The sequence below is a fragment of the Gordonia sp. OPL2 genome (assembly GCF_003797825.1).
Taxonomy (GTDB): Bacteria; Actinomycetota; Actinomycetes; order Mycobacteriales; family Mycobacteriaceae; genus Gordonia.
In genome coordinates this window covers 99221-114006 of record NZ_RKME01000014.1, presented here as the reverse complement: position 1 = coordinate 114006, position 14786 = coordinate 99221, and the positions used below count along the sequence as shown (strand labels likewise).

The following is a 14786-nucleotide window of genomic DNA, read 5'->3' as shown; positions in this document are numbered from 1 at the left end:
ACACAGACACGAGGAGGACCGATGACCAACCCGTTCGACAACACCGAAGGCGTGTTCCTGGTACTCGTCAACGCGGAGAACCAACATTCATTGTGGCCGCAGTTCGCGGCAGTACCGGATGGCTGGTCGACAGTGTTCGGCCCTGCCGGACACGACGACTGCCTCGCCTACGTCGAGGAGAACTGGCGCGACATGCGCCCGGCCAGCCTGATACGCGCCATGGAAGGGAGCGAGGACCGTGGGACGACACACCATGGCTGACACCACCGAGACACCTGCACTGGAGCTTCGCGGCGTTTCCAAGACCTTTCGCTCCGGCCTGTTCGGCCGGGGCCGGAAGGTGCACGCACTCAACGACCTCGACCTGACGGTCCCGTCCGGCACCATCCACGCCCTGCTCGGACCGAACGGCGCGGGCAAGACGACAACCGTGCGCGCCGTCGCGACGCTGATGCGTCCCGACGAGGGTTCGGTCCTCGTCGACGGAGTCGACGCGCTCGCCGAACCCGACACCGCGCGCGAGATGATCGGCGTCTCCGGCCAATACGCGGCCGTCGACGGCACACTCACCGGATTCGAGAACCTGCGGCTGGTCGCCCAGCTCTACGGCCACCGGCGCAAGGAGGCGTCCGAGCGGGCCCGTGCGATGATCGCGGATCTCAAATTGTCCGACGCGGCCGACCGTCCGATGCGGACCTATTCGGGGGGCATGCGCCGCCGCCTCGATCTCGCCGGTGCCTTGATCAACGAACCGACACTGGTGATCCTCGACGAGCCGACGACCGGGCTCGATCCCCGTGGCCGCAGGCAGATGTGGGAGGTCATCTCCGAGCAGGTGGCCGCCGGCACCACCGTCCTGCTCACCACCCAGTACCTCGAAGAGGCCGATGCGCTGGCCGACGAGATCACCGTCATCGATCACGGCACCATCCGCGCCCAGGGCACCGCCGCCGAGCTGAAGTCGACCACCGCACAGTCGATCCTGACCGTCGAACTCGATCACCGGGCCACCGACTCCACCCTGGTCGCGACCACCCTCGCCGAGATCGGCCTCGGTATGCCCCAACAACTCGACGACGTCCGCTGGTCGGTGGCGGTGACCGAAGGATCGCGGAGCGCGGTCGATGCGGTCAAGGCGTGCGAACACGTCGGCATCGATGTACTCGACGCGACCGTCGCCTCCCCCACCCTCGACGACGTCTTCCTCCAGTTGACCGAACGATCCGAGACCCCGCACGTGTCGGCGAGCGATCCGGACGAGTCCGCCACCGAACGATTGGAGCGCGTGTGATGTTCACCGACACCGCCGTCATCGTCGAACGAAATCTGTTGACGGTACGGCGTATCCCGACCCTGCTGATGAGCGCGACCGTGCAGCCGCTCATGTTCGTTTTCCTCTTCGCCTACGTCTTCGGCGCGACCTTCGGCGGCGGCTCCTATCGCGAGTTCCTGATGGCGGGCATCTTCGCGCAGACGGTCGTCTTCAACGCCGCCATCACGACCGTCGGACTGGCCAACGACATGTCCGACGGCATCATCGACCGACTCCGCTCCCTACCCATGTCCAGGCTCGGCGTCATCGCGGGCCGGGTCACCTCCGACATGCTCCTCGGCATCATCGGACTCGGCGTCATGGTGGCCTGCGGTCTCGCCATCGGCTGGCGTATTCGGGGCAGTGCCCTCGACGCCCTCGTGGCCTTCGGAATCATCCTGCTGTTCGCACTCGCGATGGCCTGGGTCGGGGCGGTGACCGGACTGGCGGCGCCGAATGTCGAAGTGGCCCAGAGCATCGGCTTCCTGTGGATGTTCCCGGTCACGTTCCTGTCCAGCGCGTTCATCTCGGCGCAGAGCCTGCCGGGCATCCTGCGCCCGATAGCGGAATGGAACCCGGTGACCGCCGTCGCGACGGCCTGCCGGCAGAAGTTCGGCAACGCCTCGCCGCCGGACTTCCCGGCCGCGACCGGCTGGGTGGCCGAGCACGCCGTCGGCTACTCCATCGCGACGAGCGTCGCGATCCTGGCGATCTGCATCCCGGTGTCGCTCATCATGTATCGACGCTCGACCAGCTGAAGTCTCGATAGGCCGGGCTCGCAAGCCACAACCAGCCACCCCGAATGTAGGAAACCACCGTGGTTCACAACCATTGTGGTGTTCGACAATCGGGGTGGCTGCGCTGGGCTACTCGACCAACGAACGACGAGGCAACACCCCACCGCTGATCGAGTAGCCACCGAGCCGCCAGGCGAGGCGGCGTATCGAGATCACCGCCCCCACAATCAGAGTGAGATCTGCGCCAGGATCGGTGTGGTCGGTTGTTGCGAGCCACCCTTCGGCTCGATCGTCACCGCGAGCACCGTCGAGCCGTCGAGGCCGTCGACGAGCGCGGGCGACCCCTCACCCGACGGCGGGATCAGCCCGGCCGAGACCGGATTGTCCGCCTTGCCCACCAGCCACAACTGGAAGTCACGGTCGGTGGCTATCGGATTGCGCAGGTCACGCAACAGGGCGACCGCTTGGTTGCGATCGCGCGAGGCGACCACCGACATCGTGCCGCGCCGGTCGTCGAGACGGCCGATCGACAGCTGTGCGTCCGGCGCGGAGAGCACGTCGAGCACCTGCTGCTGATCCGAGGCCACCGCCGGCTGTGCGGGCTCTGGCGCCGTGCTCCGGCCGATGACCACACCGGCGCCCAGTGCGACCACGACGGCCGCGGCGGCAGCGACCGCGATTCCGGCCCACCGCCGGCTGCCTCGCTTGGAGTCGATCGGCACCACGGTCGGTGATTCTGGCTCCGCCACAGGCACTTCCGGCTGCGGCTCGGGCAACGCCGGAGCCGTGCCGGCGACTGCTGCCGGCGGCTCGGCGAACACGTGATCGAGAACGCGGTCCCGCAACGTGATCGGAGCATCGAGGGCGTACGAGCTGGCGAGATCGGCCATGGCCGAACGTGTCTCGGCGATGCGGCCGTCATAGATCCGTCGCTCCACCGGGGTCAGCGATTCCAGTTCGCGATCCACCCGATCGTGCTCGGGACGTGTCAGGACGTCGACCGCATAGAGCTCGATGTGATCGTCGAGCCAGTCGGTATCAGGCATCGTCCCGGCTCCTCAGGCAATGGCGTAATTTGCGGAGCCCGTCCCGGATCCGCGATTTGATGGTCGGCAGCGGCGTCGCAGTGTGTTCGGCGACCTCGGGATAGGTCATGCCGCTGAAGTACGACATCTCGATACTATCGCGCTGCAGGTCGGTGAGACGGGACAGACACGTCCGCAGTTCGTCTCCGTCCTCGCGGTCGACGATGATCTCCAGCGGCACCGGCCCTCCCGGCTCTCGGTTCATCGACTCGTATTCGGAGACCTTGCGATGCTGCAGTTCCTCGGTGCGGACCCGATCCACGGCGCGACGGTGAGCGATGGTCATCATCCAGCTGATCACCGACCCGCGGGCGGGGTGGTACTCCGCGGCCTTCTGCCAGAACTGCAGATAGGCCTCCTGGACGACCTCTTCGGCGTAGTTGCGGTCGCGGACCACCCGCAGCGCCAGCCCGTAGATCCGGGCGCTGGTCAGGTCGTAGAGATGCGCGAAGGCACCCCGGTCGCCTTCGGCGGAATCCGCGAGCAGAGATCGTAGGAGGTCGGAGTCATTGGCCGCCCCGGTCGCAGTCATTCCCCCACCGTAACCAAGCCCGCCCTGAGTACGCGCGGGTTCACACCCGTCGACCATCCTCGGAGGCGGCCGTTAGACTGGGCAGCCGGGTCATCAACAGAAGATGGATGGGAACAGCGTGGGGAGACAGCAGCGCCACTTCGTGGCCGCGATCATGACCGTGGTGGCGACCATCGCAGCACTGCTCGTGGGGGTGTCAGGACCGGCTGCGGCGGCACCGCAGTCGTCGGTCACAAGCGTGCAGGACGACGATCCGCAGCAGGTCACACTGATGGTCTACTCGGCCTCGATGGGGCGGACCATCCCGGTGACGGTGCTGACGCCGCGCGATCGCTCGAAGCCGAGTCCCACCCTCTATCTCCTCAACGGCGCCGGTGGTGGCGAGGACTCGGCCACCTGGGACGCACGCACGGACTACAAGAAGTTCTTCGCCGACAAGAACGTGTACGTCGTCACACCCATCGGGGGTGCGTTCTCGTACTACACCGACTGGGAACGCGACGACCCCAAGCTGGGCCGTAACAAGTGGCAGACGTTCCTCACCAAGGAACTGCCCCCGCTGATCGATCAGCAGTTCACCACCACGGGCCGCAACGCGGTGGCCGGCATCTCCATGGCCGGTACGACGGTGTTCAATCTGGCGATCGCCGCACCGAAGCTGTACCGCTCCGTGGCGGCGTTCAGCGGGTGCGCGCGGACCAGCGACCCGGCCGGGCAGCAGTACATCCGTTTCGTCGTCCAGGACCGCGGTGGAGCGGAACTGACCAATATGTGGGGCCCGCTGAACGGACCCGGCTGGCGTGCGAACGACCCCTACATCAACGCCGCGAAGTTGCGCGGGACCAAGATCTACATGACCTCGGGTACGGGCGCTCCCGGTCCGCACGAGCGTCTGCAGGATCCGTTCGTCGACGGCGATCCGTTCTTCCTGGCCAATCAGGCCGCCCTGGGCGGACTCATCGAGGTCGCCATCGACCAGTGCACCCGTCAGATGACCACCCGCCTGGGACAGCTCGGTATCCCGGCGAAGGTGACCCTGCGGCCCAACGGCACCCATTCCTGGGGGTACTGGCAGGACGACCTGCACCGGACCTGGCCGTCGATCGAGCGCGACCTGCGATGAGCAATCGGGTCGCGTTCCACGGAACGCGACCCGGCGCGAGGTGAACCGCCGAGACGGCGCCTACCAGCGATCGAGGCTGGTGTATCCGTCTTGGAGGGCACGGGCGAGCAGATGGGTCTTCGTCGGGGCGTCCCGACCGACCGCCGAGTATTTCGCCCGGATGCGCGCAAGATGGGTGCTGACGGTCGAGGCGGAGATGAACAGTGCCGAGGCGGCCTCATCCTTGGACTCCGCGGCCAGCCAGGCCAGCAGGACCTCGACCTCCCGAGAGGAGAGGACGGGTCGTCGGTGATCCACCACAGCGGCGTCACCGCTTCGATAGTCGGAGATGCGGGTCACCGAGGGGCCCGCGACGGCGTGGCCGGCCGGCAGTGGTGACGGCTGGGCCTCGGTCCTGGTCAGACGCTGCATCGGCAGTCGAGAACTCGCGGTCACTTGTCATCCTTCGCTCTGTCACATGCCTCGCCGGGGTTCCTCCGGGCACCCCGGTCCCCCGACAAGACCGCACGGTACGTACGTGAACGTTAGGCACTTCGCGAGTGGATCAGTAGACCCAGAACTGGGGACACCGCCGCCGGGCGCGGTCGAGAACATGTCGAGCGGCTACGGTGACCTGCGGATATCCCGCGGGTGCGCATCTGCACCGAACTCCCGTCGGAGAGTGTGAGGAGCGTCTCTGGCCACGATCGTCCCGATCGGAGATCGACCCCGAGGATGGACGCGAACGGTGACCGAGGAGTCGCGCGGCATCGTCGACAACAGTTCGACGGCAGCGACGCAGAGCTCGTCGACCACCTGGTGCCGAGCCGGATCGTCGGGGGGCACCGAACCGGACGAGCCGGCGTCCGAGTCGTCGAGGAGGGTGACCGAGACGCCCGCGCGCCGGGCCGCCCACACCGCCCGGGCGACGTCGGGCCGCTCGAGGGCGGGCGCCCGGATCGCATCACGCAACCGCCCTTCGGTGAGTCGGCACAGTTCACGCTCGGAGTCCGTGAGCCGCCGGCCTTCGGCGATCCGCGACAACAGGCCACGAGCGTGTTCGTCGAGTCGGACCATCTGGGCGACGCTCTCATCGGCCTGGGCCACGGCCGCGCGACCGGCGATCTCGCGTTCGGTCCGGGCACGCATCGCACCGATACGGACCGCCGCCTGCCGGATGAAGACGGCGAAGGCGACGGCACTGATCATCACGGCGAGGTCGGGCATCCCAACGGTGATCCAGGTCGACGTGGTGATCCCGACGGTTGCGCTCTGCGGGAGCACGGCGACGGCGGTCGCCACTGATCCGAGGTAGGCAGCGATCGCGACCCGAACACGGTGGCGCACACAGAGAAACGCCGCCACCATGGCCACCGCTGCGGTGAGGGCGGTGGTCGGTAGCAACGGCGAGGCAGGCAGGCCCGGTGCACCGATCAGGACCATCAGCGCCGGCGTGACGGCCACCCCGGCGGTCGCGCGAGGACGGAGTGGCTCGCCGGTCACCCGCAGCACGATCGCGGCCGCGGCCACCATCAGCGCGTAGGCGGCGGCGCTGCGCCAGATGCCGACCCCCGGGGTCGCGATCGTGATCGTCACACACACGAGCACGAACCCCGCGATCAGGAGGGCCGCAGAGGCCGAGCGCAGTCCGATACTCGCGATGCCGACGACGGCCGGCGGGCCCGTCGTCTCCGCTGGGCGTGCCGGGTCCTTCGAGCGGTTCAGCGTCGGGACCATGACACCTCCACGACGGTCCCCGATCCGGGCGAGCTGCGGATCGCCGCGGTTCCCCCGACCGATTCCACCCGCTGGCGCAGGCTGACCTCGATGCCGACTCGTGCAGGATCGACCCGTTCCGGGTGGAACCCGACTCCGTCGTCGGCGACGGTGACGGCGATGCGATCCGCGGCGATGTCGGCGAGGACCACGCACGCCGCCGAGGTCCCCGCGTGACGCACCACGTTGCGTACCGCCTCACCGGTCGCGTCCACGACCGCGAGCACGACGTCGACCGGAAACACCGCCGCCGGCTCGGTGACCCGGTCGCGCAACACACCGGCGTCCTCGCCGGACGCGGCGATCCCAGCCCGCAACGCGGTGATCACCTCGGCAGCGGTCTGATCCGGGGCCATCGGCGCGCGTCCCGCCGCCAGATCGTCCAGCCGGGACAGCGCCGATCTCGCCTGCTCCGCGAGTTCGGGTCCCGACGAACCCGCGGACGCCTCCAGCAGGGTCGCGAGCACGTGATCGTGGACGAGTGCGTCGAATCGCCGGCGTTGGATGTCGCGTGCCTTCGCCGCGGCGGTCGCGGCTGCCGCACGGTACGCGTCGATCCGGGTCGCATCGAGCAGACGACCCGTGCGCAGTACCGTCAGCGCCGTCGCGAGGAACACCGAGGCGAATGCACTGGCGAAGACGGTCTCCAGCACGAGGTACCCGACCTCGACGTCGGTGCGCCCGAAGTAGGTGATGACCGCGGCCATCATCGTGCCGGCGACGACGACGCCGGCCGCCCGGCGACTGGGGATCGCCAGTGCCGCAGCGACTCCCGGAAGTCCCGAGAAGCTCACCAGCCACGTCGCCCGCTCGGCGTCGAGGACTGCGCCGTTCCATGCGACGAGCCAGAGGGCCGAGGCCAGGAAGTAGCCGACGACGGCCAGCCGGCAGCACAGCGCGATGTAGCGACCCCTGCGCCACAGCCCGGCCGGCAGCAGGGCCAGCCCCGGACCGAATGCGAGGATCAGCGCGACCGGCGTGTACCAGGCCGCCACGATGGCACTCGCCGGACCGATCTCCGGGATCGAGGTGATCAGGAACGCGAGGTAGCCACATGCGATCACCCGCGCGAGACTGCGGACGACCCGTTGGACCTCGCGGTCGCCACCCCCGGTCGACCCGGGGGCGTCGGATCGGGCGATGCGTTCGGGAGTGCGGTCGAGCACTCCCGACGACCACACGTCGGCCGTCGCGCCCGGCGACCGGTCAGTCACCCGGATCGTGCGGGGCGTCGCGGCGCACGGACCGGTTCTGCGCCGACGATGCGTTGCGCCCCGGGACCGGTAGCCATCCGTCTTCGACGGCCCGTTTGAAGAGGTCGAGTTTGGTCCTGGTCGGGCGTCCGGCGGCCGCATACTTCTGGCGGATTCGCTTCAGATACTCGTTGACCGTCTCGGCGGTGACGCCGAGCGCCGCGCCCACGCCGGCCGACGTCTCACCGGACGCGTACAGGGTGAGCACCCGCTGCAACTGGGGACTCAGATCGACGGCCTCGAGTTCGGGATCTCCGTCGATCGCGGCGGCCCATTCGGTGGTGAGCACCTCGCGGCCCGCGGCCGCGGCGCGGATCGCGTCGACGATCTCCTGTTCGGACGCGGATTTCAGGACCACCCCCAGAGTGCCCGCGCGAGCGGCCGAGCGCAGCAGCGACGGATGCTCGCCGGACGTGTAGACCACCGTCCCGACACCCGCCTCGGTGAGCCTGGTGACGTTCTCCCCCGGCGTCGTGCCGTCGTCGAGTCGCAGATCGAGGATGACGATGTCCATGGCCACACCCTGCTGGAGCAGCCCGCCGACGGTCGCCGACGAACACACGAGTTCGAGGTCGGGCTGGCGATCGAGGATCCGCTCGACCCCCCACACCGGCGACGGGTGGTCGTCGACCATCCCCACGCGGACCACGGCCGGCGCGTTCGGTGTCATGGCCACCTCCTCATCGACGTCGTCGCACCTCAGCCTATCCGGCGACCGGGCGCCGCATCGCGCCGACCGCGACGTCTGTGCAGCCGCGATAGACGGATCCGGTGGCTCGTCGCACACGGAACTGGCATGATGCGAAACGAGAACATGTTCTCGTTTCGCATGTTCGATTCGAGCCCGTCACCGATCCGAGGGAGATATCAGTCGATGGCCCCCGCCGCATCCACGCACGAGGTCCTGGGCAGCACCGTCACGATGCCGGTCGAGATCCGCCACGCACGCTGCTTCGTCGCGGGCTTCACCGCCGACAGCGACGCCGTCGCGCGTGCGATCGAGAGCAGCGGGAACGGTGCCGCCACCCCGCGACCACTGCGCATCCGACCCGGTCGGACGATGTGCATGATCGTCTTCGTCGACTACGTCGACGGCGATCTCGGTCCGTACAACGAGTTCGGCGTGTGCTTCCTGGTGGAGGACCCGAGCCGCCCGCCCGCCTCGCGGATCCGGGCACTGCGATCACTCATCGGTGGCGACGCGCGCGCACTGATCCACCGACTGCCCGTCGACGGCGACTTCACCCTCGCCGCCGGGCGCGGCATCTGGGGATTCCCGAAGACGCTCGCCGAGTTCGACACCGATCACGACTCCCCGACCAGGCACGGACGGGTGGTCGCCGACGATCAGCTGATCGTCGACCTGACGGTGCGTCCCGGAATCCGGGTCCCCGACAACACCAAGGACGCCGTCCTCAACGCCTACTCCCAGCTCGACGGAGTGCTGCGCGTCACGCCGTGGAAGCTGACGTCGACGGCGGGTACCCGCACCCGCATCGGTGGTGCCGAGCTGGTCCTCGGCGACCATCCGATCGCCGAGGAGCTCCGGTCGCTGAAGCTGGGCCGCCATGCGTTGATGACGTCGTCGGTCGACCGCCTCACGATGACGTTCGAGGATCCGACCGTCCTGGGTTGATCCGCGTGGGCTGGGTGAGGGTCGCGAGTCACTAGACTGGCCGGACAGCCCCGAATCAACCCTGTGGAGTGGTGCGTCCATGAGCAATCTGGAAACCGAGCCTGCCGAGATCGATTGCCGCTCAACCGTTCACCGCGGCGACGATGCCGACGGCGATCTGGTCGCGGTGGAGGTGCTCACCGCGCACGACGTCCCGCTCGGCGGTCCGCGCGCGATGACCGTCCACCGCACACTCCCGCAACGACGACGGTCACTGATCGGCGCATGGTGCTTCGCCGACCACTACGGACCCGATGACGTGTCGGCGACCGGCGGGATGGATGTTCCGCCGCACCCGCACACCGGCCTGCAGACGGTGAGCTGGCTGTTCTCCGGCGAGATCGAACACCGCGACACCATGGGCAACCACGCGATGGTGCGGCCCGGCGAGCTCAACCTGATGACGGCCGGTCACGGAATCGCACACACCGAGGTGTCCACTCCCGACACGACGGTGCTGCACGGCGTGCAGCTCTGGGTCGCGCTGCCCGAATCCGCGGTCGACACCCCACGCGACTTCGCCCATCACGTGCCACCGGTCGTCGAACGCGACGGCTCCGAGGTGCGGGTGTTCCTCGGCGAGCTCATGGGTCGGCGATCACCGGTCCACACGTTCACCCCACTGCTGGGCGCCGAGCTCACGATGACACCCGGCGCCCGGATCGACCTGAGTGTCGACGCCGGTTTCGAGCACGGCATCCTCGTCGACGCGGGGCGGATTCGTATCGCGAACTCCGCGGCAGAACCGTTGGCGCGCACCGAACTCGGCTACGTCGGGGTCGGCGCCACCCACCTGACCCTGACGAACGACTCCGACGAACGTGGACGACTCGTGCTGCTCGGGGGTGCACCTCTCGACGAGGAGATCATCATGTGGTGGAACTTCCTCGGCCGCAGCCACGACGACATCGTCGCGTTCCGGGAGCAATGGACCGAGCACAGTGACCGCTTCGGCCAGGTACAGGGTTACGAGGGCTCGACGCAACACCTGCCGGCCCCGGACCTGCCGACGACACGCCTGCGCCCGCGACACAACGTCCCGGGCCAGGCGTGACGCCGGACGACCGTCAGCCCTTGTCGCCCAACAGCTTCGCGAAGTTCGCGATGCCCGCGGCCTCGAGCGCGGTCTGGGTCACGTCGACACCCGCCGCCGCCGTGCTCCGGTCCCCGACCGGCGCGCCATCCGTGGGCAGATCCGGACGAGCGGCGCGCATCGCCGCGGCGAGTTCTGCGGCCGCACGCCGGACGCGGTCCGAGAGCAGCGCCGTGTCACCGGAGGTGCCGGCCCAGTCCTCGGCAGCCGCATACACCCCGGTCGGGACGACCACGGCACGCAGATAGGAGAACAATGGACGGATCGCATGGTCGAGCACCATCGAGTGCCGGGGGCTCCCACCGGTCGCGGCGACCAGCACCGGCTTGCCCTGCATCCGATCAACCTCGACGAGATCGAAGAACGACTTGAACAGTCCGCTGTAGGACGCATTGAACACCGGCGTCGCGACGATCAGACCATCGGCGTCGTGCACCCGGGCGATCGCCTCACGGGCATCGCCGAGCGCGAATCCGGAGGTCATCGAGCGGGCGATGTCCACCGCGAGGTCGCGGAGATCCACGACCTCGACGGTGGCCCGCACCGCACCGAGCTCGTCGACGGCGGCGTCGACGAGCCGGTCGATCAACAGCCGGGTCGACGACGGGTCGCCGAGTCCGGCGTTCACCGCCACGAGCGACAGCGTGGAGTCGGTCATGCCTGCACCGCCTCGGTCTCGGGCACCTGTGCGTCGCGTGCCGCGACGAGGGAGGCGTGGGTCGGGGCGTCCGGCACGTCGGCGGGACGTCCTTCCGCAAATCCTGCCCGCAGATCCGGCAGAACCTCACCGAGCAGGTCGAGCTGCTCGAGAACCGTCTTCAGCGGCAGACCGGCGTGGTCGACGAGGAACAGCTGACGCTGGTAGTCGCCGAAACTCTCCCGGAAGGAGAGCGTCTTGTCGACGAACTCCTGCGGGCTGCCGACGGTCAGCGGCGTCTCGCGGCTGAACTCCTCGAGTGACGGTCCGTGTCCGTAGACGGGTGCGTTGTCGAAGTACGGGCGGAACTCCCGCACCGCGTCCTGCGAGTTCTTGCGGATGAAGAACTGTCCGCCGAGACCGACGATCGCCTGGGCCGCCGTGCCGTGGCCGTAGTGCTCGTAACGCTCGCGATAGAACCCGATCAGGCGCTGGAAGTGCTCATTGGGCCAGAAGATGTTGTTCGCGAAGAACCCGTCACCGTAGTAGGCGGCCTGCTCGGCGATCTCCGGACTACGGATCGACCCGTGCCAGACGAACGGCGCGACGTCGTCGAGTGGTCGCGGCGTCGACGTGAACGAGGTCAGCGGTGTCCGGAACTTGCCCTCCCAGTCGACGACGTCCTCGGTCCACAGCCGGTGCAGCAGGTGATAGTTCTCGATGGCCAGCGGGATGCCCTGCCGGATGTCCTGACCGAACCACGGATACACCGGGCCGGTGTTGCCCCGGCCGAGCATCAGGTCGACGCGACCGTCGGACAGATGCTGGAGCATGGCGAAGTCCTCGGCGATCTTCACCGGATCGTTGGTGGTGATCAGGGTCGTCGCCGTCGACAGCTGCAGGCGCTCGGTCTGCGCGGCGATGTAGGCGAGAGTGGTCGTCGGCGACGACGAGAAGAACGGCCGGTTGTGATGCTCGCCGAGGGCGAAGACGTCGAGACCGATGTCCTCGGCCTTGCGGGCGATCGCGACGATCGCCTTGATGCGTTCCTGTTCGGTCGGTTCGACACCGGTGGTCGGATCGACGGTGATGTCGCTGACGCTGAAGAGTCCGAACTGCATGTCACGCCTCCTGGCTTGAGATGTCCGGGTTGCCGGAGTGGTCATCCAGTCTAACCGGACCACGGTCCGATTAATTCCGAGCCCGGTTCTCCCACGGAGAGGCGTGGGTTAGTGTGGGCTTACCCAAGAGGAGGAATCGATATGAACGTTCGGAAGTCCCTGGCCGCAGCGCTGTTGGCGACCGCGACCCTGCTCGTCGCCGCAGGCTGCTCCGATGACACGTCGGACACCGTGAGCAGTGCCGCCAGCGACGCCTCGGCCGCGGTGGCATCGGCAGCGAGCGACGCCAAGCAGGCCGTCGTCGGGCTGAGCTCCGACGACGCGCAGGTCATCCTGCGCAAGGCGGTCGACCCCGCGACGTCGTCGGAGGAGATCGAGGCCGTCGTCGACACCACCAACCCGGTGACCAAGGGCGCGCTGATCGCCTACGCCAAGGGCTCGAACATGGCCGGCTACACCCCCGACGTCTACACCGTCACAGAGGTGAAGGACGAGGGCGACAACAAGGCCGTCGCGACCGTTGCGGTCAAGAGCCCGCACGCTCCGCAGCCGGTCGACATCACCCTGGCCTACACGAAAGTCGACGGCGACTGGAAGCTCAGCGGCGACGCCGTCACCCAGCTGACCTCGATGGGCGGCCAGCACGGAGGCTGATCACCGGACGATCGACGCCGGACGATCCACACAGACGGAACTCGCCATCACCGGGCATCCCGGGGGTGGCGAGTTCCGTCGTTCACGGGGGTCTTCTGGACGGCGTTACGCATCCGTGACGTTCGTCCGCTGCAGTGGAGTACGACAGAATGGACGTCAGGCCCCTGGTGCCTCGGCCGGCGAGCCGAGCCGATGTCGGGGGGCGCGTCGTCGGGCCAGGAGGATTCCCATGCGGGTGAGCGAGCATCCCACACAGCCGATCGTGCCGTCGGTCACCGAAGAGATCCGGCGTTGGCCCGCGGGTGACCCCGGTACCCCGATCGTCGAGTACCACGCGTCGGAGGTCGTATCCGGGGCCGTCGTATCCGGGGCTGTCGCGCCGGACGCGGCGGTCATGACACCGCAGTCGCAGCGGTTCTCCGTTCAGCCGCCCGTCCCTGCCTCGATCACCCGACGCGACATCGAGGACCGACCGATCCCGGCCGCCGTGCCCGAGATCTGGGAGTACACTGGGCCGGTCACGTCGCCGCGTCTGCCCCCGGTCGCCGCTCCGATCACGGCGGGGTCCATGCCGATGATGTCGCCACGACCGCGCGAGAGCAGCGCCATGGTGGCCACGGCAGCGCTCGTCACCAGCGTCGTCTCGCTGCCTCTCGCACTGGTCGGCGTGGGAGCGGTGTTGGGACTCATCGCGATGATCGTGGGCGTGACGGCCCTCGTCCAGATCGGGGTCAGCCGCAATGCCGTCGTCGGATCGACGCGTCATCGTGGGACGGGGCGGGCGATCACCTCGTTGGTGCTCGCCACCGGCAGCATCGTCGTCGGCGCACCCATCCTGCTCGTCATCCTGGCGATCGCCGCCATCCTCTGATCCGGCCGGCCCCACGGTCCACAGACGCGAACAGACCCCACCGGATGTGTGAACACCCGGTGGGGTCTGTCGTTGTCCGTGTCAGCTGACGGCGCGCAGGCGACCGCTGCCGTTGCCGAGGTCGCGGCCCAACCAGCCGACGATCTCGGAGAGCACGCGATTGCGTTCGGCGTGACCGTCGATGCGGGTCAGCGAGGGCATGCAGTGCAGGAGGCTGGCGTGGAACGCGGCTTCCCGTGACAAGCCGTGACGTTCCGTCACCGACTCATAGGAGGCGATGCTCTCGTCGAGCGCTCCGTACGTCACGGCGTCCTCGCCGAAACGCACTGCGGTCAGACGGGGCGTGATCTCCGCCCGGCGCTGGATGTCTTCTACAAGTTCCATAATCATCGTCGCTCCCCCGAGCTCGATCCTTCGACCCTGGCCACTCTGCCTCCCAGTTGAACTGGCACCGGGTCCTTGTACATAGCTTGCCTTGCTAACGGACTTTTGGAAACCGGTGACGCTGATTCTGTGACGAATACACAGAAAATTTCTGATCCTCGCCGTGTCCCCGATGTTACTTGCGTGACTCGTGTTAGAGGAGTGGCGTATGAGCTTGATGTGGAAGCGTTATCGCGGTGACATGTCCCCGCGACGTCGTTCCTCGGCCTCACCGTCACTACCCCTCACTCATCCCGCCGACGGCCCGCTCGGGGCGGATCCGCCCTGGGCCGCGGCGTCAGCGGCCATCGCGTCGATCAGGCTCTTCGGACGCAGATCCGTCCAGTTCTTCTCCACATACTCCAGACACGCAGCCCGAGAATCCTCACCGAACACCGTCGTCCACCCCGCGGGGACGTCCGCAAACGTCGGCCACAGCGAATGCTGATTCTCATCGTTCACCAGGACGTAGAAACGTCCGTTCTCGTCATCAAAGGGGTTGGTCATCCCTTCTC

18 protein-coding genes are annotated in these 14786 nt (G+C 67.9%); 8 read left to right on the top strand and 10 right to left on the bottom strand.

The genetic code is table 11. The annotated features are described in order from the left end of the window. Positions 1 to 21 precede the first annotated feature (21 nt). Genes EEB19_RS14780 through EEB19_RS14770 form a run of 3 tightly spaced genes read left to right on the top strand, consistent with a single transcriptional unit; the run spans position 22 to position 2070 of the window. Positions 22 to 261, top strand: coding sequence for an MbtH family protein (locus EEB19_RS14780; RefSeq protein ID WP_187587521.1), 240 nt, complete (start codon positions 22 to 24; stop codon positions 259 to 261). After that, positions 254 to 1291 (top strand): ABC transporter ATP-binding protein, encoded by a 1038-nt coding sequence (locus EEB19_RS14775; protein WP_187587519.1) that lies wholly within the window; start codon positions 254 to 256, stop codon positions 1289 to 1291. Before EEB19_RS14780 ends, EEB19_RS14775 begins: the two co-directional genes overlap by 8 nt. Beyond that, on the top strand, positions 1291 to 2070 hold the full coding sequence (locus tag EEB19_RS14770; protein WP_187587517.1) for an ABC transporter permease: 780 nt from the start codon (positions 1291 to 1293) through the stop codon (positions 2068 to 2070). Before EEB19_RS14775 ends, EEB19_RS14770 begins: the two co-directional genes overlap by 1 nt. 206 nt (positions 2071 to 2276) lie before the next feature. On the opposite strand, the gene EEB19_RS14765 is transcribed toward EEB19_RS14770, so the two are convergent. Both EEB19_RS14765 and EEB19_RS14760 read right to left on the bottom strand, forming a co-directional pair. Beyond that, entirely contained in the window at positions 2277 to 3095 is an 819-nt protein-coding gene (locus EEB19_RS14765) for an anti-sigma factor (RefSeq protein ID WP_187587515.1), read from the bottom strand. After that, complete coding sequence (locus tag EEB19_RS14760) at positions 3088 to 3666, bottom strand: sigma-70 family RNA polymerase sigma factor (protein WP_187587513.1); 579 nt, start codon at positions 3664 to 3666, stop codon at positions 3088 to 3090. The genes EEB19_RS14765 and EEB19_RS14760 overlap by 8 nt, the downstream gene beginning before the upstream one ends. 103 nt (positions 3667 to 3769) lie before the next feature. Between EEB19_RS14760 and EEB19_RS14755 the strand changes: the two genes are divergently transcribed. Further along, positions 3770 to 4789: an alpha/beta hydrolase family protein gene (locus EEB19_RS14755; protein ID WP_187587511.1), complete on the top strand. Its 1020-nt coding sequence runs from the start codon at positions 3770 to 3772 to the stop codon at positions 4787 to 4789. Between the two features lie 60 nt (positions 4790 to 4849). Here EEB19_RS14755 and EEB19_RS14750 read toward each other — a convergent pair whose 3' ends face one another. The 4 genes from EEB19_RS14750 to EEB19_RS14735 form a co-directional block, all read right to left on the bottom strand. Next, complete coding sequence (locus tag EEB19_RS14750) at positions 4850 to 5224, bottom strand: response regulator transcription factor (RefSeq protein WP_262365679.1); 375 nt, start codon at positions 5222 to 5224, stop codon at positions 4850 to 4852. 168 nt (positions 5225 to 5392) lie between these two features. Continuing rightward, a complete protein-coding gene (locus EEB19_RS14745; RefSeq protein ID WP_187587509.1) occupies positions 5393 to 6505 on the bottom strand; it encodes a hypothetical protein in 1113 nt (370 codons plus the stop codon). After that, complete coding sequence (locus tag EEB19_RS14740; protein ID WP_187587507.1) at positions 6490 to 7758, bottom strand: sensor histidine kinase; 1269 nt, start codon at positions 7756 to 7758, stop codon at positions 6490 to 6492. The genes EEB19_RS14745 and EEB19_RS14740 overlap by 16 nt, the downstream gene beginning before the upstream one ends. Continuing rightward, positions 7751 to 8467, bottom strand: a complete 717-nt coding sequence (locus EEB19_RS14735; protein WP_187587505.1) for a response regulator transcription factor — start codon at positions 8465 to 8467, stop codon at positions 7751 to 7753. The genes EEB19_RS14740 and EEB19_RS14735 overlap by 8 nt, the downstream gene beginning before the upstream one ends. Before the next feature lie 204 nt (positions 8468 to 8671). Between EEB19_RS14735 and EEB19_RS14730 the strand changes: the two genes are divergently transcribed. After that, complete coding sequence (locus tag EEB19_RS14730) at positions 8672 to 9433, top strand: acetoacetate decarboxylase family protein (RefSeq protein WP_187587504.1); 762 nt, start codon at positions 8672 to 8674, stop codon at positions 9431 to 9433. Between the two features lie 79 nt (positions 9434 to 9512). Beyond that, entirely contained in the window at positions 9513 to 10526 is a 1014-nt protein-coding gene (locus tag EEB19_RS14725) for a pirin family protein (protein ID WP_187587502.1), read from the top strand. Positions 10527 to 10539: 13 nt separating this feature from the next. Here EEB19_RS14725 and EEB19_RS14720 read toward each other — a convergent pair whose 3' ends face one another. Beyond that, a complete protein-coding gene (locus tag EEB19_RS14720) occupies positions 10540 to 11223 on the bottom strand; it encodes a CE1759 family FMN reductase (protein WP_187587500.1) in 684 nt (227 codons plus the stop codon). After that, positions 11220 to 12323: an LLM class flavin-dependent oxidoreductase gene (locus tag EEB19_RS14715; RefSeq protein WP_187587498.1), complete on the bottom strand. Its 1104-nt coding sequence runs from the start codon at positions 12321 to 12323 to the stop codon at positions 11220 to 11222. Before EEB19_RS14715 ends, EEB19_RS14720 begins: the two co-directional genes overlap by 4 nt. A 141-nt stretch (positions 12324 to 12464) precedes the next feature. Between EEB19_RS14715 and EEB19_RS14710 the strand changes: the two genes are divergently transcribed. Together EEB19_RS14710 and EEB19_RS14705 are read left to right on the top strand one after the other, a co-directional pair. Continuing rightward, complete coding sequence (locus EEB19_RS14710) at positions 12465 to 12977, top strand: DUF4878 domain-containing protein (RefSeq protein ID WP_187587496.1); 513 nt, start codon at positions 12465 to 12467, stop codon at positions 12975 to 12977. Positions 12978 to 13212: 235 nt separating this feature from the next. Beyond that, a complete protein-coding gene (locus EEB19_RS14705; RefSeq protein ID WP_187587494.1) occupies positions 13213 to 13848 on the top strand; it encodes a hypothetical protein in 636 nt (211 codons plus the stop codon). 81 nt (positions 13849 to 13929) lie between these two features. Here the strand turns inward: EEB19_RS14705 and EEB19_RS14700 are convergent, their stop codons facing one another. Continuing rightward, the gene (locus EEB19_RS14700; RefSeq protein ID WP_262365678.1) at positions 13930 to 14232 is read right to left on the bottom strand and encodes a hypothetical protein; all 303 of its coding nucleotides are present in this window, start codon (positions 14230 to 14232) and stop codon (positions 13930 to 13932) included. A gap of 288 nt (positions 14233 to 14520) precedes the next feature. Beyond that, the gene (locus tag EEB19_RS14695; RefSeq protein ID WP_187587490.1) at positions 14521 to 14778 is read right to left on the bottom strand and encodes an MbtH family protein; all 258 of its coding nucleotides are present in this window, start codon (positions 14776 to 14778) and stop codon (positions 14521 to 14523) included. Positions 14779 to 14786 lie beyond the last annotated feature (8 nt).